Raw genomic sequence first — 24,830 nt, 5'->3', positions numbered from 1 at the left:
TCCCTAATTTAGTGATTTAGCGATTGAATGAATGAGTGATTAATTTAAAATTTGTATTCTGGCAGCTTAAGATGCAATGATTGCGTCTTAAGCCAAGTTATATCTAGCATAGTAGCATCAAAAAAGCGGTCGGAAAATACTTTCCGACCGCTTTTTTGATGAAAACTTTGAGAATAAACCCAATCTTAAAATTCGGAATGACTCATGTTTTCAGAATGATATATACTTTAGACGCAAAGCATTTCATCGCTACTAGTAAAACTACGATACTTCTTATTCGTCTTCATCTTTTCGAGTATCTACTCTTGAGAGGAGACTCTCTTTCAAGCTATTAAAATCTGATAAAATAAAAAGTACCGTTAAAAATGAGATAGTTAACTCTAACATCGATAATATTTTGGCGAGTATTGAACTTGGTAATAAATTGCCATACCCAAAAAACGTAAATTGTTGTAAACTAAAGAACAAAAACTCAAACAACAACCTTGGATTAGAATAATGAGCAGGCATTCCCTCATAATTGTTGGGATTTATGAGATATAATCCAAAAAAGTCAAATGTAAACGAAAGAATAAAAACTAAAATATTCATACTTGCAAAGATGATAAACTTATGAAAAGGTGCATCTTTTACAGTAACATCTATGATTTTTTGATACCCTACCCAAACAAAATAAATCGTTTTTGAAAAACACAAAAGGACCAATACCAATGTCGACATTATTGGGCTAACACCTTCTATTTCATCAATATAAAAAAGCCAAATCGCCGATACTAATACAATCATGCACCTCGCAAATATTCCTAATACACTTTGGTTATTGGGGTTAAGTAATTTTATTCCATTCATTTTACTGCTAAACTTATATTTATTGATACGTTCGCAAATGTAAATTAATTCATAAGATTATTCAATTTGAAGTAATCGATGCTTAAATTATTTCATAAAAGATTCTCAATAACCGCACAGACAGATAAAAACAATATTTTATTGTTGTACTTTCCATCGTTAATATCAGTGTTACATTGGGTAATTTTCTGTAGAATTACACTTTATTAATCTGTATAATTACAATATTCTAAACTACTTTATTAAAACTGGTAAATTTCACTCAAGAAGCTTACTTATATTATATTTATCTTAGGCACAACATGAAAGCTAATAATTTATCTGTAGATATTCTGAGGGCAACTATCAATAGCGTTGCAGAGAACTTTGTGCTCATTTCTCCCGACCACAAGGTATTGATATGTAATACAGCAATGGTAAAAACGTTGGAGATATTTTTTGGCAAAGAAATTCAAATAGGTGATGACTATCGAGATTTTGTCGTTGAGCCATTAATGGAAATCTATTTTTCGGCATTTGAAAGTGCTATCAAAGGCGAATCCACTACGGTACAAAAAGAAACTTCGGGTGGCGAGGTACATCTCTGGTTTGAATACAAAGCTAATCCTGTATATGACGATGCTCGAAACTTAATTGGAGTGGCTATTTACGCCAAAAATATAGATGAACAAAAAAAAGCAGAGCTAGCTCTAGAGTACCTTAAAACTACTTACGAATCACTTATTAATAACATCTCCGATAGTATATGCTTGCTCGATACTAATTTCAAATTAATTCAATTCAACACCCATTTTAAAAAGAGTATTGTCTTCAACATCGGAAAAGAAATCAGCATAGGAGACGATTTCAGGGAATATCTATTTCCTCAAGAAACAGATGCTTTTTACACGCAATTTAATAGCGCTATTTCAGGAAAAACAGTAGAAGATGAAATTTGTGTTCACAATATTCATGGTGATACCATCTGGATTTTGAGTAAAATGTACCCTGTTTATGACAAAAATCAAAGTATCATAGGCGTCTGTTTGGTAGCTATTAATATCAGCGCTAAAAAGAAAATGGAATTGTCACTACTTGAAAACGAACAGCGTTTTCGCAAGATTATCGAAACAGCTCCAGTACCGATAGTTATTGTAGATAAAAAAATGAAAATACAGTTGGTAAACCCCGAAACAGAGAAAATTTTTAATTATGAGTCAAAAGAACTACTAGGCCAAGATATTAATATTCTTATTCCAAAGCGATTCCATGCAAATCATGCCCAATACCAACAGCAATATATTCAAGCCCCCAAAATGTACCGCATGGGCATTGGGAGGTTTACCCCTGCAATTACCAAAGATGGCATTGAAAAAATTGTAGAAGTAAGCCTAAACTCATTTAGAGTAAATGATGAAACATTTATTTTAGCAATTATTCAAGACGTTACAAAGCGAATCGAGCACGAAACCCGGCTCGAAAATCAAGTTGAAACCCTCGAAAAAATTGCTTGGCAACAGTCGCACGAAATGCGAAAACCAGTTGCCAATATTCTTGGATTAGTCCAGCTTATTGAATACGATAAAGCATACAATCCTTTGTTAATTAATCAACTTCATCAAACTACCAAAGAGTTAGATGATGTTATTCATAAAATTGTAAATCTTACCCATAGCAATAGGTAAAATCAACTAGTGTTGTGAATTTCTTTTTATGATTCACACAGAAATTTGGTATCTTCATTTCAAATTATGTTGATACTAACCCTACGCTTTCTATCGTGTTTGAAAAATACTATATATTTGCCATTTTGGCATTATTTGCAGAAATCATCGGAACCGTTTCTGGCTTTGGATCTTCTATCCTATTTGTACCCGTGGCTTCCCTATTCTTTGATTTTAAGACCGTACTTGGCATTACAGCGGTCTTTCATGTTTTTAGTAACATCTCCAAAATCACGCTATTTCGAAAAGGAATTAATAAAGAAATAGCCTTAAAATTAGGTATTCCAGCAGTCATATTTGTGATGATTGGCGCTTGGATGACCACCTTTTTACCCACAAAATCCATGGAATTAGCCATGAATATTATGCTAGTGGGCTTGTCATTATATCTACTTTATAATTTTAACAAAACCCTCAAACAAACCGATGGCAACTTATATCTTGGTGGTATCATGTCGGGGTTATTGGCAGGCTTAGTCGGAACAGGCGGAGCTATTAGAGGTATTACTTTAGCTGCATTTCAACTTCCTAAAGATGTATTTATCGCTACATCTGCTTTAATCGACTTGGGGGTAGATACCAGTCGAGCGGTGGTTTATGTGAGTAACGGATATTTTGATAGACAATATATTGTATTGATTCCATTTCTGATTGCAATCAGCATTTTGGGAAGTTATATAGGAAAAGTAATCTTACAATATACTTCCGAAACGGTATTTAGGTATATCGTTTTATCTATTGTTATCCTCACTTCTATCTTCCAAACTATCAAGTATTTTATGAATTAATTAATCGTCATCCAACTATGAAAACACCTCCCATTGCCATTATTGGTGCAGGACCTTCTGGATTATCTATCGCAAGAGCCTTAGCAAAAGCTCAACTTTCATTTGTTATTTATGAAAAACACAGTAATACAGGCGGTTTATGGGACATCAAAAATGAGGGGTCGCCTATGTATGAATCAGCTCATTTTATCTCTTCAAAAACATTATCAGGCTTTCCTGATTTCCCTATGCCTGATGATTATCCAGACTATCCTACTCGTAAACAGTTGTGTGCTTACATACAGGCATTTGCCAAACATTTTGATTTAGAAAAAAATATTATTTTTAATACAAAAATCGAAAAAGTAGAAAAACGTGAGAATGGTTGGAAAATAATAACAGCACAAGGCGACAGTTATTTTCATCAGGAACTTATCTGTGCCAATGGTACACTTTGGCAACCCAATATTGCCCAATATCGTGGTACATTTTCAGGAATAATTCGTCATTCAAATACCTTTAAAAAGTCTACAGAGTTTCTTAATAAAAAAATCTTAGTCGTTGGAGGTGGCAACTCTGGAGTAGATATTGCTTGTGAAGCTGCTAGCTTTGCAAACGAAGCCTATTTGAGTATGCGACGTGGTTATTACTTTATTCCGAAACACGTTTTTGGTGTGCCCTCAGATGTATTTTCTCATGGTGGTCCTAAACTCCCCTTGAAAGTCAATCAATGGATTTTTAAAAAACTCCTCAAAATTGTGGTAGGCGACCAAACTAAATTTGGACTTCCCAAGCCAGACCATGAATTGTTTGAATCACATCCTCTGATGAATTCGCAAATCATGCACCACACTTCTCATGGTAATTTGTGTATCAAATCCGACATTGATTATTTTGAAGGGAACAACATATTTTTCAAAGATGGGAGTTCTATCGAAGTAGATGAAATAATTTTGGCAACGGGCTATAAATATGCAATTCCTTTTGCTGAGGAGTTTTTTGACTGGAAAGACCATCGTCCACAATTATATATGAATCTATTTAACCCTAAACACGACAATATCTATGTGATGGGTTTTGTAGAAACTAATTCGGCAGCGTATGATATATTCACTCAATTAGCGACCTTACTAGCTAACCACCTGAAAGACAAGAAAGAATCACCAGAAAAAGCAAAGATTTTCAGAAATAAAGTTACCTCCGAAACGCTCGATTTAACAGGTGGCATCAAACTAGTAGCCTCCGAACGCCACACTGGATATGTAGATAGTGATACAATTAAGGCGAAACTTAAACAAATGAAGAAGCAAATGGGTTGGAGTAATCTATAAAACTTGCGTTTGTAAATACATATTTTTACTTTTTAACACACAACTCCCTATCCACCAAGGTCGATAGGGAGTTGTGTTTATTTGCTCAGTAAGAAGTTTTCAAACTATTGCAGATTTCTCATGCTTATTTACCAACGCTAGCACGAATAATATTCAATGCACCACCTGCTTTGAACCATTCAATTTGTTGGTCGTTATATGAGTGATTTGCTACGATAGTTTCTGAACTTCCATCTTCATGGTTCAATACAATTTCCAGTGATTTGCCTGGTGCAAAATCTGCCAATCCGTTGATGTCGATAGAATCATTTTCTTGAATTTTGTCGTAGTCAGCTTCATTAGCAAATGTCAAAGCCAACATACCTTGTTTCTTCAAGTTGGTTTCGTGAATACGAGCAAATGATTTAACCAATACCGCACGAACTCCCAAGTGACGTGGCTCCATAGCTGCATGCTCACGAGATGAACCTTCACCATAGTTTTGGTCGCCTACAACGATTGAACCTATACCAACCGCTTTGTAAGCACGTTGGGTTGCAGGAACTGGACCATATTCGCCAGTCAATTGGTTTTTAACTTTATCAGTTTTCTCGTTAAAGTAATTCAACGCACCAATCAACATATTGTTAGAAATGTTATCTAAGTGACCACGATATTTCAACCAAGGTCCAGCCATAGAGATATGGTCGGTAGTACATTTTCCTTTAGCTTTAATCAACAATTTTAAGCCTTTCAAATCTGTACCTTCCCAAGGTGCAAATGGTTCTAACAACTGCAAACGGTCAGAAGTTGGAGATACTTTTACCACTACTGAAGAACCATCTTCCGCAGGTGCTTGATATCCAGCGTCTTCTACAGCAAAACCTTTTGTTGGCAATTCGTCTCCTTTTGGTGGATCCAATTTCACTTGCTCACCTGCTTCATTTGTCAAATAGTCCGTTAATGGGTTAAATGTCAAATCACCAGCAATAGCCAACGCCGTTACTAATTCTGGAGAGGCCACAAAGGCATACGTATTTGGATTACCATCTGCACGCTTTGCAAAGTTACGGTTGAAAGAGTGAACGATGGTGTTTTTCTCACCTTTCTCAGCACCAGCACGAGCCCATTGACCAATACAAGGACCACAAGCATTTGAGAATACTTTACCACCTATGCTCTCAAAAGTATCAATAAAACCATCACGTTCAATGGTATAACGTACTTGTTCCGAGCCTGGAGTAATGGTATATTCTGCCTTCGTTTTTAAGCCTTTTGCGGCTACTTGTTTTGCTAAAGATGCTGCACGTGAAATATCTTCATAAGAAGAGTTGGTACATGAACCAATCAAACCAACTTCCACTTTGGTTGGCCAGCCATTTTTCTCCGCCAATTCCTTCATTTTAGAAATAGGCGTCGCCAAATCTGGGGTGAATGGCCCGTTTAAGTGTGGCTCTAAGGTATCCAAATCAATTTCGATAACTTGGTCAAAATAAGTAGCTGGATCAGCATAAACTTCTGGGTCAGCCGTCAAATAGTCTTTTATACCATTTGCCAATTCTGCTACATCTGCACGACCAGTGGCTGCCAAATAACGAGCCATTGATTCGTCATAACCAAAGGTAGATGTCGTAGCTCCGATTTCAGCTCCCATGTTAGCAATTGTACCTTTACCTGTTGCTGACATAGAAGTAACGCCTTCTCCAAAATATTCAACCACTGCACCTGTACCGCCTTTTACTGTAAGGATACCCGCCACCTTCAAGATGACGTCTTTTGCAGAAGTCCAACCGTTAAGTTTACCTGTCAATTTTACACCGATAAGTTTCGGGAACTTCAACTCCCATGCCAAACCTGCCATTACATCACAAGCGTCGGCACCACCTACACCAATCGCAATCATACCCAAACCGCCTGCATTTACTGTATGGGAGTCGGTACCAATCATCATACCACCCGGGAATGCGTAATTTTCAATTACCACTTGGTGAATGATACCTGCTCCAGCTTTCCAGAATCCGATGCCATATTTGTCAGAAACAGAAGAAAGGAAATCATAAACTTCTTTATTTTTATCAACCGCTACGGCTAAGTCTGTTGCAGAAGAAACCTTTGCTTCAATCAAGTGGTCGCAGTGTACTGTTGAGGGTACTGCAACTTTTGGACGACCAGCCTGCATAAACTGTAAAAGAGCCATTTGTGCTGTAGCATCTTGCATAGCAACACGATCTGGAGCAAAATCGACATACGACTTACCTCTTTCAAATGTTTGAGTTGGAGTGCCTTCCCACAAGTGAGAATAAAGAATTTTTTCAGTTAACGTCAACGGTCTTCCTACAAGCTTACGTGCTGACTCCACGCGTGCAGGCATTCTCTCGTAAACCGCCTTAATCATTTCGATGTCAAAAGCCATAGTATTATATTAAGTTATTAGTTTTTGAAAATTTGGATATAAAAAACACTTTTAGGTTTATTAATCTCACAAGCTATTTATCCATTGATCTCATATTTATAACACGTTACTTTCAGTTTAGGTTCTACAAGATATTTGATGGCTTTGGATATATAGCTGATTAATCAAATAGGTCTATTTCTGCATTAACATCATTTTTGAGGGACTCATCCTATACTATATATTGTAGGAAGTACTTAGTAAAAATACGATAGAGATGTGGATTATCCCACTTTTACAAAGGATTTAAAGCTAAATTTAACATATATATTTTAGCCATAATTATAGAATTGCAAGTACCTAACTCTGTGTATAATATTTCTTTATCAGCATCTTATCTAACGATTCTTTTTATTCTATATCCTATTATTCAATTGTCAGTGGGTAATATTCATCAATCATTATGTTTATTTCATTTCACAAAAACATTATTTCTTTTTCAGCTTATTTTCTATAGCTTAAAGTCCTACTATAAGCAAAATAAAAGTCCCATAAAATCCACAAGAAGATTTTCTTAAAAAAATCTATACGTATTCTTTAGGAAAAACTTTAGACATACAATGTGACTCAACGATTAGGGTGTTTTTAAAAATTAGTTCTTTTAAAAAAAGCAATGAAAATTCAATTTACAATCTACATAACACATTGATTATAAGAACTCTAATTAGTTATCAAATAACAAACCTTACAACATTTTTACGAAAATATGTTATCATCTATTTTTCATGATTAGAAATTAAATACTAATCTCAAGAATCATGAAGCATATCTAAAAAATACTATTATTCCTCCAAAACAAACCATTGAAAATTATATGAATAATTAATAAAACAGGATTTAGGATAAAACTAATGTTAACCGTTATAATTATCGAATAAAGTAAATAAAAATTAAACAAAACCAAGAAAATATATACCAAAACCGTCTATTCTGTAAAAAATTTTTAATTCGAAGTTGCTTTTTATAAATTTGCTAAGACAAATCTTCACAGAAAAACGCTATTTTAATTCTGAGAAGAAGTTGATTGATGTAAAAATATTCAAGGAAAAATACTACGATAACTGTAAATAATTAAATATGAACTTTTATAGCGATTACCTTAAAGAAATCGAAGAAAGAAAGACACAAGGACTTCATCCTAAGCCAATTGACAGTGCTGAATTGGTAAGTGAAATCATTGAACAAATCAAAGATTTGAACAATGAAAACCGTACAGATTCTCTTCAATTTTTCATCTACAACACTTTGCCAGGAACTACTCCAGCGGCTGGTGCGAAGGCTAAGTTTTTAAAAGAGATTATACTTGGTCAGTCTGTTGTACAAGAAATCACGCCTGATTTTGCTTTCGAATTATTGTCACACATGAAAGGCGGTCCTTCAATTGAAGTACTCTTGGATTTAGCTTTAGGTGCAGACGCGGACATTGCAAAAAAAGCTGGTGATGTATTGAAAACACAAGTTTACTTGTACGATGCTGATTTGAAACGCTTGAAAGATGCGTTTGAAAGTGGTAACGCAACAGCAAAAGATATCATCGAAAGTTATGCTAAAGCAGAGTTCTTTACAAAACTTCCTGATGTACCTGAAGAAATCAAAGTTGTAACTTTCATTGCAGGTGAAGGAGACATTTCAACAGATTTACTTTCTCCAGGAAACCAAGCTCACTCTCGTTCTGACCGTGAATTGCATGGAAAATGTATGATTTCTCCTGCTGCACAAGCTGAAATCGAAGCATTGAAAGCACAACACCCAGACAAATCTGTAATGTTGATTGCAGAAAAAGGAACAATGGGAGTTGGTTCTTCAAGAATGTCAGGTGTAAACAACGTAGCACTTTGGACAGGTAAACAAGCTAGTCCTTATGTTCCATTTGTAAATTTTGCTCCAATTGTTGGTGGTACAAACGGTATCTCTCCTATCTTCTTGACTACAGTTGACGTAACAGGTGGTATCGGTATCGACCTTAAAAACTGGGTGAAGAAAGTTGATGCAGATGGTAAAGTTATTCGTGATGAAAACAACGAGCCAATCCTTGAGCAAGCTTATTCAGTAGCAACAGGTACTGTGCTTACGATTAATACAAAAACAAAAAAATTATATAATGGCGACCAAGAGTTGATTGATATTTCAAGATCATTCACTCCGCAAAAAATGGAATTTATCAAAGCAGGTGGTTCTTACGCTATTGTTTTTGGTAAAAAAATCCAAACGTTCGCTTCTCAACTGTTAGGTGTTGCTATCGCACCAGTATTTGCTCCATCCAAAGAAGTTTCTCATGAAGGACAAGGACTTACAGCAGTTGAAAAAATCTTCAACAGAAATGCAGTAGGTGCTACTCCTGGTAAAACTTTACACGCAGGTTCTGATGTTCGTGTTATCGTAAACATTGTAGGTTCTCAAGACACTACAGGTTTGATGACCGCTCAAGAATTAGAGTCAATGGCAGCAACCACGATTTCTACTTCAGTTGATGGTGCTTATCAATCAGGTTGTCACACGGCTTCAGTTTGGGATAAAAAAGCACAAGCTAACATTCCAAAGTTGATGAAGTTCATGAACGAATTTGGATTGATTACAGCTCGTGACCCTAAAGGTGTTTATCACTCAATGACTGACGTAATTCACAAAGTATTGAATGATATTACTGTAGACGACTGGGCAATCATCATCGGTGGTGACTCTCACACACGTATGTCAAAAGGTGTTGCATTCGGTGCTGACTCAGGTACTGTTGCTTTAGCATTGGCTACGGGTGAGGCTTCTATGCCAATTCCTGATTCTGTAAAAGTTACTTTCAAAGGTGACATGAAGGAATACATGGACTTCCGTGATGTTGTACACGCTACTCAATCACAAATGCTTCAACAATTTGGTGGTGAAAACGTATTCCAAGGTAGAGTAATTGAAGTTCACATTGGAACATTAACAGCTGACCAAGCATTTACATTTACAGACTGGACTGCCGAAATGAAAGCGAAAGCTTCTATCTGTATATCTGAAGATGCTACCTTGATTGAATCATTGGAAATTGCGAAAAGCAGAATCCAAATTATGATTGATAAAGGCATGGACAATAAAAACCAAGTGCTTCAAGGACTAATTGATAAGGCTAATAAGAGAATTGCTGAAATTCAATCAGGTGAAAAACCAGCTCTTAGACCTGACGCTAATGCAAAATATTATGCAGAGGTAGTTGTTGATTTAGATCTAATTGCAGAGCCAATGATTGCCGATCCAGACGTAAACAACGCTGATGTTTCAAAAAGATATACGCACGATACAATCAGACCATTATCTTACTATGGTGGCGATAAAAAAGTTGATCTCGGCTTTATCGGTTCTTGTATGGTTCACAAAGGCGATATGAAGATTTTGGCTCAAATGTTGAAAAACATTGAAGCTCAAAACGGTAAAGTTGAATTCAAAGCACCTCTTGTAGTTGCTCCTCCAACTTACAACATCGTTGATGAATTAAAAGCAGAAGGCGACTGGGAAGTATTGCAGAAATACTCAGGTTTTGAGTTTGATGACAATGCCCCTAAAGGAGCAGCTCGTACATCTTACGAAAAAATGTTATACCTAGAACGCCCTGGTTGTAACCTTTGTATGGGTAACCAAGAAAAAGCGGCTAAAGGTGATACCGTAATGGCAACATCTACTCGCTTGTTCCAAGGACGTGTTGTTGAAGATACAGATGCTAAAAAAGGAGAATCGTTGCTTTCGTCTACTCCAGTAGTAGTGCTTTCAACAGTTCTTGGTAGAACTCCAACTATCGAAGAATATGTGAAAGCTGTAGAAGGTATCAATTTGACTAAATTCTCTCCATCACACATCAAGTTGGTGAAATAATAGCCAAACATATATATAAAAGCCTGAGCATACACTCAGGCTTTTTTTATGGTTAATAAAAGCGAAGCTATGAGCGTTTATCAAATGTTTATTTGAACAAATGTTCAAATTTGAGTTATTTATAGATGATTTTCTTTTAAAAGAAAGAATAGAATTACGCAATTTTATGACTGTTATCAAAAAAATGGACTACATTTTGAAATGAAGTTTATATATTTGGCAAAATATAAAAGGTAGTGGCCTTTTATCAACCAAGAGGGTGCTAGAATCAATAGATTTGTGCTTTAATGAATAAAATTTGTAAATGGTTTCGATTGTTTACTCCACCAATCAAAATAATTAATGTCAAAAAACTTAGTAATAGTAGAGTCTCCTGCCAAAGCAAAAACCATTGAAGGTTACTTAGGAAAAGATTTCACCGTGAGATCTTCCTTTGGTCATGTGCGTGATTTGCCAGATAAAGGAATGGCTATTGATATTGAAAATGGGTTCAAACCTACTTATGAAGTATCTCCAGATAAAGTCAAGGTTGTCAACGAATTAAAAAGCTTAGCAAAATCATCTGAAGAGGTGTGGCTAGCAACCGATGATGACCGTGAGGGAGAATCTATTTCATGGCACTTGAAAGAAGCCCTAGGATTGGCAGATAACACAAAACGTATTGTTTTTCGTGAAATCACTAAAAAGGCCATTCAAAATGCGATCCAAAATCCACGTACTATTGACATGGACTTGGTAAACGCCCAACAAGCACGTCGATTACTCGACCGTTTGATTGGTTTTGAACTTTCGCCAGTGCTTTGGTCTAAAGTCAAGAAAGGTCTATCGGCTGGTCGTGTTCAATCCGTTGCAGTAAGAATTATTGTAGAACGTGAACGTGAAATTGAAAATTTCAAAACTAAGTCTTCTTTCAAAATCGTAGCACAATTCTTATTAGAAGGAAATAAAATTTTACAGGCCGAACTTCCTAAGAATTTTGAAACAGCAGAAACTGCTAAAGAATTCTTGGAAAAATGTTTAGGTGCTACTTTTAAAATCAAGTCGCTCGAAACTAAACCTGCCAAAAAATCTCCTTCGCCACCTTTTACGACGTCAACACTTCAGCAGGAAGCTTCTCGTAAGTTGGGCTACTCAGTAGCATCAACCATGATGTATGCGCAAAAATTATACGAAGCAGGTAAAATTTCGTATATGCGTACCGATTCGACTAGCCTTTCGGAAGAAGCAATAGAAAAAGCTAAAAATGCAATTACAGATCAGTTTGGTGCACAATATGTCCAAACTCGCCAATATAAAACCAAAAATGAATCGGCTCAAGAAGCTCACGAAGCTATTCGTCCTACGGATTTTTCGGTAACATCTGCTGGTTTGGATATTCGTGAAAAACGTTTGTATGAACTAATCTGGAAACGTTCTATTGCATCTCAAATGGCTGATGCTCAGTTAGAACGTACCACTGCAACAATCGGTATTTCAAGTGCTTCAGAGGAATTAATCGCACAAGGCGAAGTTATCAAGTTTGATGGTTTCTTGGCAGTATATCTTGAAAGTAGCGACGAAGAAGAGGATGAAGAAAATTCAAAAATGCTTCCTCCATTGAATATTGGTCAGATATTGAATTTGGACAATATGAAAGCTACCGAAAAATTCACTCGACCTTCAGCAAGATATACCGAAGCTAGTTTAGTAAAAGCCCTTGAAGAAAGAGGTATCGGTCGTCCTTCTACCTACGCTCCTACCATCTCTACGATTATCAAACGTGAATACGTAGTAAAAGAAGATCGCCCTGGTAAGGAACGTACTTTCAAAGAAATGGTTTTGAAGAATGAAACTATTTCTGAAAAGGAAGGAAAAGAAACGTACGGAACCGAAAAAGGAAAATTATTCCCTACTTCAGTTGGTATGGTTGTGAATGATTTCTTAGTCAATAATTTCAGCGAAGTAGTAGACTTTAAGTTTACTGCCGAAATGGAAAATGAGTTTGACGAAATTGCTCATGGCAAAATGGGATGGTCTGATATGATTGATAATTTTTATCAAGGATTCCATAAAACCATTGAAGAAAGTAAAAGTGCAGAAAGAAGCTCTTCGGGTTCAACTCGTGAGCTAGGTATTGACCCAAATTCTGGTAAAACTATCTCTGTTAGATTAGGGAAGTATGGCCCTTATGTACAGCTAGGAGATACTAAAGATGAAGAAAAACCAATTTTTGTCAATTTACCAAAAGACAAATTGATTTCATCTATCACCTTAGAGGAAGCTTTAGAATTGTTTGAAAAACCACGACTTCCTCGTGAAATTGGTTTCTTTGAAGATAAACCTGTTATCATTGGCGCAGGCAAATTAGGTCCTTATGTAAAACACGATGATAAATACGTAAGTCTTGAAGCTACCGATGACCCATTCACGATTGAAGAAGCACGTGCTATTGAGTTGATTCAAGCCAAACGTTTGGCTGATGCTGGTGATGCTTTGGGTGAATTTGAAGGAAGTGCTATAACGACAGGCAAAGGAAGATTTGGTCCTTATGTAAAACATGATGGTAAATATTTTTCACTTGCCAAAACGGATTCTCTTACTTCTATTACCTTAGAAAGAGCTATCGAAATCATTCAGGCAAAACGTAATCAGGAAGCCAATAAATACATCAAAGAATTCCCTGAAAACGAAACCATTAAGGTTGTCAATGGAGTATATGGTCCATATATTCAAATTGGAAAACGCAACGTGAAGATTCCTAAAGATATGGTTGCAGCAGATTTAACACTCGAAGATTGTATCCGTCTAGGTGAAGAAGCGCCAGCTCCGAAAGGAAAGAAAAAATAGATAGAGATTTTCAAATTCAATCTCAACAACAGCACAAAGTTTAACCTAACTTTGTGCTGTTTTGTTTATTCTTAAAAATATATAATCAAGCAAAATGGCTAGAAAAAAGAAACTCGTTGTGCTTACAGGCGCAGGTATTTCTGCTGAAAGTGGCATTTCTACTTTCAGAGATTCGAACGGCTTGTGGGAAAACCATTCTATTGACGAGGTAGCAACGCCTCAAGGCTGGCAAAAAAATCCTGGACTTGTTTTAGAGTTTTATAACCAGCGTCGAGCACAATTAGCGGAGGTTGTCCCAAATCAAGGTCATACGATTCTTAAGGATTTTGAAAAGTATTTTGATGTTACGATTATTACCCAAAATGTTGATAATCTTCACGAAAGAGCTGGATCAAACGATATTATCCATTTACACGGAGAATTGACCAAAGCTAGAAGTTCAGTATCGACGTCTATGGTATATGAAATTGGTACTAAACCTATCAAATTGGGTGATAAATGCAAAAAAGGCTCACAACTTCGCCCACATATTGTGTGGTTTGGTGAGTCAGTACCAATGATTGAAATTGCCACTGAAATGACAGCCATGGCAGATATTATTATCGTAGTTGGTACATCAATGCAAGTATATCCAGCAGCAGGGTTAATTGACTGCGTTGGCAAAAATGTTCCTATCTATATTATCGATCCTAACAAGCCAAACGTAATGCTTCGTCCCAACATGACCTTTATTGAAGAGATAGGAAGTATTGGCTTAAAACAACTTTTTGAGAAGCTTACAAAAAAATAAAATTTGTCCAGAGACAAACAATCCGTATTTTTGCGCTTTCAAATTTTACTCGAAAACATCCCCCACAAGTCTTATCATGCAAATCATAGACGGTAAAGCCGTAGCAGACGAAATAAAAAAAGAAATTGGAGCAGAGGTTGAAGCTATCATAGCAGCAGGAGGTAAAATTCCTCACCTTGTTGCAATTTTAGTTGGAAATAATGGTGCTTCTGAAACTTATGTGGCAAATAAGGTTAAATCTTGCGAAGAATTAGGCTTTAAATCTACTTTGTTGCGTTTTGACCCAACAATTTCAGAAGAAGAGCTTTTGGACGAGGTTCGCAAAATCAACCAAAATGATGATATGGACGGTTTGATTGTTCAGCTTCCTCTTCCTGATCATATCAATCCAGATAAAGTAATGGAAACAATCGACCCTAGAAAAGATGTAGATGGTTTCCACCCAATCAATATTGGTAGAATGGCTAAAGGTTTGCCTGCGTATATTTCGGCTACTCCTCAAGGTGTTCTTGATTTATTAGAGCGTTATAACATCGAAACAGCAGGGAAACACTGTGTTGTAGTAGGTCGTAGTCAAATTGTTGGCTTACCAATGACTATTTTGATGCAACGCAATACCAAAATTGGTAACTGTACAGTAACAATTACACACTCAAGAACTAAAAATTTGGCTGAAGTATGTGCTTCGGCAGATATCTTGATTGCTGCACTAGGGCGTCCTGAATTTATCACAGCTGACTACGTAAAAGAAGGTGCTGTAATCATCGACGTAGGTTTGACTCGCGTAGAAGATAGCTCAAAGAAAAGCGGTTTTGCTCTGAAAGGTGACGTTAAATTTGATGAAGTAGCACCAAAATGTTCATTCATCACTCCAGTGCCAAAAGGAGTAGGCCCAATGACAATCGTTTCGCTTATGAAAAACACGTTACTTTCTGCTAAAAAAGTAATTTATCAATAATATTTCAAACTCATTTAGTGAATTGAGATTGAGTGAATGAGTGATTATTTCAAAAATTGTATTCTAGCTGTAGAGACGCAATGCTTCGCTTCTTAAGCGGATTCAGATATAGTATAGTAGTACCCAAAAGCGGTCGAAAAACAATTTTCGACCGCTTTTTTGATGAAAATTTGAGAATAATCTCAATGCTAAATACGGGATGACTCCTATTTCTTTTCTTCTACGACCCTTCTTTTTTAACACCTTCCTTTTATAAGACCTTTTGCAAATTCTTTTCAGAAAAGGTCATTTTAGTAAAATTTCAAAAAATCTGGTGAGATGGCACTGCTTTTGTAGCATTTTCTATAATTTCATGTCTTTGGGAGTTATACTTCCCTATCCTAAGTATTTTATAAATGAGACATATATACTTTTATGCACTCCTATTTATCTACCTATTTGCCAACCCATCGGGAATGGCTCAGATAAAAATTCGCTATCCTGAAAGCAGATTTGTATTTCAAAGAAACAATAACAATCAAGCTGATATACCTGTAGTTTTACAATTTGACAAACCTGTCCAGAAAATTGAAATTCAAGCAATCGCTCGTCTTATGACCTCCCCACAAGGTACTTCAACCGACTGGATTACAGTTCCAAAATCTTCCCAATCAAACACTTGCTATACTAAAATCACACTTGCTGGTGGTTGGTACGACTTGGTAGTTAGGGCGTTCGACGGACTTACCTTTGTGGGTATCGATACACTCAAAAGAGTGGGTGTCGGCGAAGTCTTTATCGTAGCAGGGCAGTCGAATGCTACAGGCGATAATGAACTCAGAAATCAGAACATATTTGGTCCCAGTGCTACAGATGATAGAGTCGAAACCATCAACTATTTTAATGGCGAAACCACTACTTATGGAGCTACTAAATATCCTTATCCTGTCATATCTCAAATAGATTCGACTTTTCGTTTGGCTCCTTTTGGCAACAGTGCTTGGTGTTGGGGGGTATTGGGTGACTCTTTGGCAAAAAAACTGAATGTTCCTATTCTTTTTTTTAATGCAGGATGGTCTGGGTCGGGTATAAGCTCATGGGTGTCTTCTGCCGAAGATAGTACCGCCACGCCAAGCGAGTTTATCACTTATCCAAGAGGCTTACCTTACGGAAACTTAAGAGGTTCGTTAAGGTTTTACACAGCTCAATTTGGACTAAGAGCTATTTTATGGCATCAGGGTGAAACGGATAATTTATATCAAACCGATCGAGATACCTACGGGAAAAAGTTAAAAAAACTTATCGAAAAATCAAGAGAGCATAGTAATGCTCCCAACCTTGCATGGGTAGTGGCAAGAGCTACTAGATTTAGAGGATTAAATATTCAGTATTCGAGAGTTTGGCAACCTGTGATTGATGCCCAAAATGATGTGCTTGGTATCAATGGACAAGCGCAAGCAAACTATCTCTCTAATACTTTTATTGGACCTGCTACTGATTCGCTGATTGGGCCTTCGATTCGGACAATTGATTCAGTACATTTCCAGGGAAAAGGAATTGTAAAATTGGCTCAAGCTTGGAATATGTATCTCGATAGTCATTTTTTCACTGCATCAACGCCTATTCTTAACACTGTATTACCTATGATTAGTAGTACTTGTGCCAGTATTTCGAGCCTAAAATATACACTCACTAATCCTGAATTATATTCGATGTCTGAATGGAGTAATGACCCTTTTGCCAAACAAGTTTTTAGTAAAAGTACCAGCGTAAATTTATCTCAAAATCAGTTTGCAAGAGTCCGAGTAAAGGATAAGCAGGATAGAGAATTGTTTAGTCCATTGCTATTTACTCCCAACAATTTTGCAGGTTTATATCCTTTAGAATCCACTCAATCAGGCTATTGGCACGACACAGGCATTTGGAGTTGCGGCAGAATCCCTACTACATTGGACGAAGTAACCATTTTGCAGAATCATGAAGTCGTTGTAGGAACAGGCTTGTCAGCGCAGTTTAAGAAGCTCAACTTACATGGCAATTTATTTCTTTTTGGCGATACCCACTTGTTTACTAATAAGGTAATCCCAAAATCTGCGAAAGAGTAGAGAAACCTAAAAATTGAGTGAATGTCGATTGAGTGATTTAGTGATTATTTTAAAATCTATATGTTAGCAGTAAATACGCAATGCTTTGCATATAATGATATGTCATCCTGTATTATAACATCAAAAGGCGGTCGAAAATTGTTTTTCGACCGCCTTTTTGATAAATAGTTTGAAGAAATGGGTTAAAAAATCACTCCATTTCAATTCACTAAATGAGAGATAACACCTCTTTACGAATAATGAATCACAACTTGCGAGACTACTTTGTCATCTTCTTGCAATAGTTGCAATTCTGCTTTTTCTTGAAAATTGATAGAAAGTCGACGCTGTAGGTTTTTCATCCCTACTCCTATTCGTTTGTTCTCCAAACTTAACGTGCCAGCGTTGGTAACCCTAATCATCAAAACTTTCTCTGACATTCTGGCTTGAATCATAATATCACCGCCATTTTTCGTTTTCCCAACACCATGTTTGATAGCATTTTCGACTAACAATTGTAACGACATTGGTGGGACTTTACAACCCATAGTGGCTCTTTCTATCATAAACTGATATCTCAACCTTTCTTCATATCTTAATTTTTCTAGAAAAAGATAGTCTTTTACCAATTTTAATTCCTCCTCAAAGCTTACTAATTGATGATTACCCATTGACAGTGACGTACGCAACAAATCCGACAATTCGGTCAGTGCATGGCGTGCCAAAGCGGGGTCTGTCAAGGTGAGCGCCTTGATACTATTGATTGCATTAAAAAGGAAATGCGGGTTAAGCTGGTTTTTAAGGTTTTCTAATTCCGCAATTTTGAGAAGTGTTTCGGCCTTGCTTAGCTGAATTTCTTTTTGATGAGAAACTCTTTCCATTATAATTAAATGAAAAAACAAAAACCAGATAATAACATAACGGATAGACTCTACGTAAAACTGAAGATAATCATAGAGTTCAAGTGGCAATCCCATGCTTGGTTTTCGATATCGTTGAAAACCAAAGGCGAAGTCTTGTAAATAAAAAGCACCTCCCACTACCACGATTCCTAAAAGGGCGTAAGGGATTACATTTCTTTTATTAGCAAGCTTTTTATTGAATATCTCTTTATAAATATGTGTTAGAACTAATCCAATAAAAAAACTAATTACTAAATAAATAGGCAAATTATAGCCCTTCTCAAAATACTTTGAGTTAGGTTGTCGGAGTACAAAAGTGGTAAATATCCACCAGCTAAACTGTCCTATCCAGTAAACTCGTGAGTCTAGTAACTTCATTTTTTCTTTTTTAAGGATGTAAATAATTTGCGGTACACCCCTGTTTGGCTATTTGGTTAAGGAAGAATTTTATTAGAATCCTATATCTAAAACTACAGGCTGTATCAAAAATTGGTTCAAGTGTTGCAAATATACGAATCTTATACCGGCCTCAAAAGATTGAGAAAATCTCATCCAATGAAAATCTCCAGAAATATCAAATCCATAAGATTTAAAATTACCAATATCACTGCCTTTGTAGTTCAAAATTTTTGTTCCTTGACGAACTGTAAAATCATAATTAGTTTCGCCATGCGAGAAATCTGCGAAGAAATTGGTCTTGAGTCGCTTCAAATATACCCATCTTCCAATATTCCAATCAGGGGTAGCTAATGGCATTTTGTAATCTACACTTAGCGTATTCAAGTATTCATAATTACGATAGGAATATCCTCTGGCATAAGCAATAGGGCTTCCATACGCATATAATTTGTCATTTGGCGAACCATCCTGATTTTTGAAACCAAACTGTTGTTGAAAGCTGCCTCTCAGCCTCAAACTATGATGAGCCGCCAAACCTGGAGTATAAATACTCGCCTGCAAAGCTGCCAAACCTCCATCAATCACACTTGCAAAAGCATTTCTATAGTAAAAGTTTACGCTTTGTGCCCATTTGGGTGCTATATCTCTAGCCGACTGCTTTAATTGCCTTACATACGAGAATGTATAAATCATTGACTGATTGAGCCCATTATAGGATTCTGTCAAATATCTTTTACCCAAATCATACCCATTTACTTGCATCATTGCCCAGTTGGCTGAGAAAGATAAAGATTGAATATATTTTGATTTCGTGAAATTTAATGGCACTCTCAAACCTACCAACAATTCTTGCTGATTCCATCGGTCTGAGGCTAGGCTATCCAAAGGTTGTGCATTGTCCAAATAAATCGAAGTCTTTCGTTGGGTATTTCGCAACGAAACATCAAGCATTGGGTAAAATGTTTGAAAACTCAAATTGGCGTATGTTCCACTGGTTTGCTCATTCATATTGTAGGAATAACCACCAGAAATAGCGGTAGTTCCCAACAAATCTTGGGACGACAATCCAGCATAAAGCGTATTGCCCGAAGAAGTGGTCATAGCCCCCCAAGAGTAAATATTGAAGATATTGAACTTGCTGTACTTACTTACCTCATACGACTGATTCGGGACTTGTTTCAACAGATTTTGATGAGCTTCTTTTATCATCATTTCTCCAAAATACCTTGTTGTCGCACTAGGGTTTACTTCTTTCAAATCTGAATCATGCAAAGGCATATAGGCTATCCGATAGCCATTTTTAGTAAAATCATTGAAAATCAACTCTTTGCCATCTTGTGAAATGGCAGGATTGAATCCTCCTAATTTACGACTCGTAACCTGATATCGAGTTTGCTTGTCCAAGCGAAACAAATATACATTATCAATCCCAGTAACACCAGAATTAAAAAACAGGCTATCTCCGCTCAATACGGGGTGTGCTAAATTTTCTTGACTACTCGTAAATAGTGCAACCTCTTTGCCCGACAAGTCTGTTTTTGTAATGGTTTTCTTCCCATCTTTTAGTTTTACAAAAACAATTTCATCCTGTTTTGTCCATCTTGGATGAAGCAAAAAAGCATTTGAGGGATTTGGTATTTTTTGTAAAACCTGCCCAGACTGTGCATCCAAAATCACCAAACTATATTTTTGTTCAGGTGTACTTTCGACACAAACAATTTTTGTTGCCTCAGCATTTAAACTTGGTGCTGCATATTTAGTTTTATGGGTAAGTGTTTTGATTTTCCCTTCATTAAAATCATACGCTTTAATCACTGAATAATCTTTACGTGCCCAACGAGCATCGTAAGCAATTTCTGCCCAAACTACTTTTGTTCCTTGTAGTGAAAGCATTCCTGCATCGTTCCAAATACCTAATTCTGCTATTTTTTCTTCTTCACCGTTTTTATCAACAGCTACTAATTGTGAAATAATATCTAAACCAGTTTTGACAACCAAAACTCTACCGTCAGGCAAATATTGCGGATATAGATAATTAGAGAAGTATTTGTCCTTACTCGAAATCTGGGTAGCGGGGCTTTCAGTAATCTTGCTTTGTTCTTCAATCCATTCTTTTTGAATAGATAAAAACGCATTTTTATACAAATCTTCAACCCTAAGTCCTGTGACTTTTTTGATATTGTTGGAAAAAGAAAAAGGATAAAATGGAAATTGATAGGTTCCTGTCAAGATTTTATCCCAAGCATCGTTTCCATATTTCTTTTTTAAATAAGTCGTTAAAAAGTAGCCACTTACATAGTGATTAGGAATATAATTTTTATAGGATTCTGTAACAGCTTTGGCATAAGGATATATCTTTCCCGAAGTGAGCTGCGCTCGCAAAGCCATATCAAAATTAGGAATTCGTCCTCTACCCGATTGTGTCATGGCAGTTTCTACTCCTACAGCATCACCCTCCTTAAACCAATTAGGGGCTGTCAAACTGCTTATTACTCCCAAGCCATTATTCCCAAATAAATAATAAGCCAACTTTGAAATACCTGTCAGGGCTTTGTCATTTTGTACTACATGACGAAACTCGTGTACTGCCAATAAATCAAGCCAATTATTAGTCCCCAATAAATTAGGGTCTTGCGGTGGGGTCACAAAAAATTCACTTCGACGGGGTAACAGGGTCACAAAACCATTAGACACAGTCGTTTGATTTTGTAATAGCACCGAAATTTTACGAGGATTTTTTCCTAGCGAAGAAGATACAGGCTCATAAACTGTTTCTAAAACATTAGCCAAACGTTGCCCTTCTTCGATATTAGTAGTAGGAAAAATAAGTCTGAAATGCGGAGTGTTGATTTTTGACCAGCGAACAGAAGGTGGATTTTGTTGTAAGCTATTTGTAGAAACCTGAGCCAAATCCAATAAAGGACTCAATAGACCAAACACAAGCAAAAGACTTTTTTTCATAGAGATAGTAGGAATTGCGAGAATGAATGTGTTTGCAGCACTTGTTGATGTGGAATCAACAAGTGCTGAAGGATATTTTTAGTCAACCCAAGGGTCAAATATTTTTTCAAGCTCTGTCAAATAGCCTTTGTTACCATTTGGACGCTTTAGGCTTTTGCTAAACTCGTACCAATAGCCATCGCCTACAGAGATATATTTTCCTGTATGTTTGGGTTCGTTTTTCAAAGCCGAATCAGGGATAAATTCTCCAATAAAAACTTGCTGAATTATTGCATTTGCCTGCTCCCAACTAATTGATTTTGAGTCATTTTTAATACTATTAAGGCCCTCTGCTTGGCGTTTAGCGTAGTAAAGATTTAACTCAAAATTTTTGACATTTTTATCTTTATCAATTCTACGGTATTCCAAATGGAATGGGGCTTCTTTTTGGGAAGTTTCATAAATCGCCTGAATCAATTCTTGCAATAGATATTCCCAATCTGTCTGGTTTAGAGGATTACCAGAAGATTGCTCATTTATTTCTATTTCGAAGAAATTCATTTCTTCTTCCAATGCCTTATGATTAAACTTATTAGGCGTTTTTTTCAAAATATCTTTAATTGGCAAAGCCCATGCGTTGTCAATCTGACCTTTCCAGCTATAATCATCATTGAGTGAGAATCCCTCTTCCAAGATTTCTTCTTCACTCAAATCTTCTCTGTCAATATAGGCAATTTGGAAATCTACACCGATGCCCTGTTCAGCAAATTGCAATTTGAGCAAAATCTGATGTGAAAATGGAGCACCGACCATATCGGCTGTCTCAAATTTTATTACTAACGATGATAATTGATTGATTTCCATTGAATACTGTGTTGTTGTAAAATTGTGTTTTGTCACACTAAAGTTATTACTCATGCTCAAAGCTTTGTTTGATGACAATCTGCAATGCGACAAAGGTACAAAGGCTAATTTTGAAGGCAATGACTTGGCTCAAAATTTATGCGTCTGGATATAATAGTAAGCTTTGTGCAATTGACCTTTTATCAATTTTACCCGAAGGTGTTTCAATAAAGGTATGTACTAAAAAAATAGCTTTAGGGATTTTAAACTTAGGTAATTTTTCAGCACATTTTGCTAAAATATTCTTCTGATATATTGCTGAGATTTCATTTGTTTCCCAAATTAACACAAGTTTTTGTCCTAATTTATCGTCGGGTATGCCCCACGCAAAAAATCTTTTGTTGGTCAATTCCGTAAAATGTGCTTTACATAGCTCTAAGACTATTTTCTCAACTTCCTCTAATTGTATCTTGACTCCTCCACTATTAATAATGTTGTCATAGCGACCTAAAATTTTGAATTTCTTATCCCCTATCAACTCCACAACGTCGTTGGTAAATATCCACTCATGATTCGATGCTGGAGCTTTTATTGCCAAACAAGAGCGCTCATCTAACTTAATTTCAACTCCATCGAGTACCTCAAACTCATCAGAACGACTTTCCTTATTCAGTCTTTTGATAGCAATATGCGAAACAGTCTCTGTCATACCATAGGTACTAAACACAGGCACAGAAAGTTGTTGAATCAGTGATTGTAAAGAAGCATTTACGGCGGCGCCACCTATAATAATGGCTTTCATTTGATTGATTTTTTGTAAGCCTATACCCTCATTTTCGATAATCTGCTGAATTTGTAGGGGAACAAGCGCTACAAAATCAAAATCATATTTTGCTAGGATTGGGTATTTTTCGAAAGGATTTGAAACGGGTGGGACTACAACCAATTTTAGACCCAAAGTCATACCCCTTACTAGCATCATTACCCCTGCAATATACTCGATGTTGACACATACCAAAGCTGTATCTCCTTTAGCAAGTCCAAACGTTTTTCCAGTCAATTCGGCACTTGCAATCATCTGAGCACGAGTCAACTCAATAGGCTTTGGTGTGCCAGTCGAGCCTGAAGTATGTAGCAAAAAAGTTTCTGCACCAGACAACCATTTTTTACAAAATTCCAATGCTTGTTGCTCGTAAGCGTCGTCGGAATTGGGTAAATTTTCGTAAGAATCAATATATAGCATACGCAAAAATACAAATCGACTGTGGCATTGTCTACCACAGTCGATTTTTTATGATGAATATTAGAGCCCAACCTTCTAGGATGGATTCTATTTGATTGCAACTTTATTCGATGCTGAGTCGAATGTAGCAGTGTATTGCTTCAATGGACTGCTTGCAGGAGCAGAAAGAACAGCACCAGTAGTCGAAAATTCAGAACCATGATTTGGGCATCTAAATTTGTTGTCATCTGCTACGAAGTTAATCGTAGTTCCTTCATGGGTACAAGCTTTGGCCAATGCAATAAAATTTCCAGCTTTAGTACGAGCTACAATTACATCTCCTACAACCAATGCTGAGCCATTGGTTTTTAGTGTTGCATAATCTGAAGTTGAAATATCTATGGTAAAATCAATTGTTCCTTTCGAACTAGCAGCGTTGCCAGTAAACCCAGTACTAGTAGGATTGGTAGTGGTACCTCCAGTACCACCTGATGGAGTAGGGTCTGACTTGCTACTACATCCTGATAAACAATTTTGCAAAATTACAGCACCTACACTGATGCCCACGAGAGACATAAATTCTTTACGTTCCATGATAGATTGAAGAAGATGTTTAAATAAGACAAATATTACGAGAGTAGAGAATTTACATTCTCTTGTACAATTGATTTAGCATTACTTTCTTTAGAAAGCAATACAATATGTTTAAAATGAAGAAATTATAAATTGCAACGTAAGCGAATACTACTGAGCTAAAAAGAGAATAAACGGATATATGTAAGTAAATTAAATGTATTTACAGATAAAAGTAAAGTAAAGCCTGTAAATTATTTATTATCATTAAACTTTATCACGGTTTATTATTTATTGTTCTGAAAGTAACTCTAAGATTATGTAATCCAACAGCAATATCCATGATTCGATCTAGGATTTGACTGGTTCTTAGGCGTATTTTCT

15 protein-coding genes are annotated in these 24,830 nt (G+C 36.4%); 8 read left to right on the top strand and 7 right to left on the bottom strand.

Going from position 1 to position 24,830, the window contains the following annotated elements:
* Positions 1-273 precede the first annotated feature (273 nt).
* The gene (locus QM491_RS12290) at positions 274-849 is read right to left on the bottom strand and encodes a hypothetical protein (protein WP_283327787.1); all 576 of its coding nucleotides are present in this window, start codon (positions 847-849) and stop codon (positions 274-276) included.
* Positions 850-1,151: 302 nt separating this feature from the next.
* Here QM491_RS12290 and QM491_RS12285 point away from each other — a divergent pair, with 302 nt between their 5' ends.
* From QM491_RS12285 to QM491_RS12275, 3 genes are all read left to right on the top strand, one after another.
* Positions 1,152-2,513, top strand: coding sequence for a PAS domain-containing protein (locus QM491_RS12285; RefSeq protein WP_283327786.1), 1,362 nt, complete (start codon positions 1,152-1,154; stop codon positions 2,511-2,513).
* A 95-nt stretch (positions 2,514-2,608) separates the two neighbouring features.
* Complete coding sequence (locus QM491_RS12280; RefSeq protein WP_283327785.1) at positions 2,609-3,340, top strand: sulfite exporter TauE/SafE family protein; 732 nt, start codon at positions 2,609-2,611, stop codon at positions 3,338-3,340.
* Between the two features lie 17 nt (positions 3,341-3,357).
* A complete protein-coding gene (locus QM491_RS12275; RefSeq protein ID WP_283327784.1) occupies positions 3,358-4,650 on the top strand; it encodes a flavin-containing monooxygenase in 1,293 nt (430 codons plus the stop codon).
* A gap of 124 nt (positions 4,651-4,774) precedes the next feature.
* Here QM491_RS12275 and QM491_RS12270 read toward each other — a convergent pair whose 3' ends face one another.
* Positions 4,775-7,042 carry an aconitate hydratase gene (locus tag QM491_RS12270; protein ID WP_283327783.1) on the bottom strand — a complete coding sequence of 756 codons (2,268 nt, stop codon included), beginning with the start codon at positions 7,040-7,042 and terminating at the stop codon, positions 4,775-4,777.
* Positions 7,043-8,158: 1,116 nt separating this feature from the next.
* Here QM491_RS12270 and QM491_RS12265 point away from each other — a divergent pair.
* The 5 genes from QM491_RS12265 to QM491_RS12245 all read left to right on the top strand — a co-directional run bounded on the left by QM491_RS12265 (position 8,159) and on the right by QM491_RS12245 (position 17,588).
* Entirely contained in the window at positions 8,159-10,930 is a 2,772-nt protein-coding gene (locus QM491_RS12265) for a bifunctional aconitate hydratase 2/2-methylisocitrate dehydratase (protein WP_283327782.1), read from the top strand.
* Between the two features lie 342 nt (positions 10,931-11,272).
* Positions 11,273-13,756: a type I DNA topoisomerase gene (topA, locus tag QM491_RS12260; protein WP_283327781.1), complete on the top strand. Its 2,484-nt coding sequence runs from the start codon at positions 11,273-11,275 to the stop codon at positions 13,754-13,756.
* 94 nt (positions 13,757-13,850) lie between these two features.
* The gene (locus QM491_RS12255; protein ID WP_283327780.1) at positions 13,851-14,546 is read left to right on the top strand and encodes an SIR2 family NAD-dependent protein deacylase; all 696 of its coding nucleotides are present in this window, start codon (positions 13,851-13,853) and stop codon (positions 14,544-14,546) included.
* A gap of 76 nt (positions 14,547-14,622) precedes the next feature.
* A complete protein-coding gene (locus QM491_RS12250) occupies positions 14,623-15,504 on the top strand; it encodes a bifunctional 5,10-methylenetetrahydrofolate dehydrogenase/5,10-methenyltetrahydrofolate cyclohydrolase (RefSeq protein WP_283327779.1) in 882 nt (293 codons plus the stop codon).
* A gap of 395 nt (positions 15,505-15,899) precedes the next feature.
* A complete protein-coding gene (locus QM491_RS12245) occupies positions 15,900-17,588 on the top strand; it encodes a sialate O-acetylesterase (RefSeq protein WP_283327778.1) in 1,689 nt (562 codons plus the stop codon).
* A gap of 230 nt (positions 17,589-17,818) precedes the next feature.
* Here the strand turns inward: QM491_RS12245 and QM491_RS12240 are convergent, their stop codons facing one another.
* The 5 genes from QM491_RS12240 to QM491_RS12220 form a co-directional block, all read right to left on the bottom strand.
* Entirely contained in the window at positions 17,819-18,847 is a 1,029-nt protein-coding gene (locus tag QM491_RS12240; RefSeq protein ID WP_283327777.1) for a sensor histidine kinase, read from the bottom strand.
* A gap of 72 nt (positions 18,848-18,919) precedes the next feature.
* On the bottom strand, positions 18,920-21,829 hold the full coding sequence (locus QM491_RS12235) for a TolB family protein (protein ID WP_283327776.1): 2,910 nt from the start codon (positions 21,827-21,829) through the stop codon (positions 18,920-18,922).
* Between the two features lie 78 nt (positions 21,830-21,907).
* Complete coding sequence (locus QM491_RS12230) at positions 21,908-22,726, bottom strand: hypothetical protein (RefSeq protein WP_283327775.1); 819 nt, start codon at positions 22,724-22,726, stop codon at positions 21,908-21,910.
* A gap of 82 nt (positions 22,727-22,808) precedes the next feature.
* Positions 22,809-23,894, bottom strand: a complete 1,086-nt coding sequence (locus tag QM491_RS12225; protein WP_283327774.1) for an AMP-binding protein — start codon at positions 23,892-23,894, stop codon at positions 22,809-22,811.
* Between the two features lie 87 nt (positions 23,895-23,981).
* Positions 23,982-24,467 carry a QcrA and Rieske domain-containing protein gene (locus QM491_RS12220; protein ID WP_283327773.1) on the bottom strand — a complete coding sequence of 162 codons (486 nt, stop codon included), beginning with the start codon at positions 24,465-24,467 and terminating at the stop codon, positions 23,982-23,984.
* Positions 24,468-24,830: the final 363 nt, after the last annotated feature.

This window comes from Flectobacillus longus (assembly GCF_030056705.1).
GTDB lineage: Bacteria > Bacteroidota > Bacteroidia > Cytophagales > Spirosomataceae > Flectobacillus > Flectobacillus longus.
Note: the sequence above shows the minus strand (reverse complement) of the source record. Positions and strands in the feature narration are given on the sequence as shown.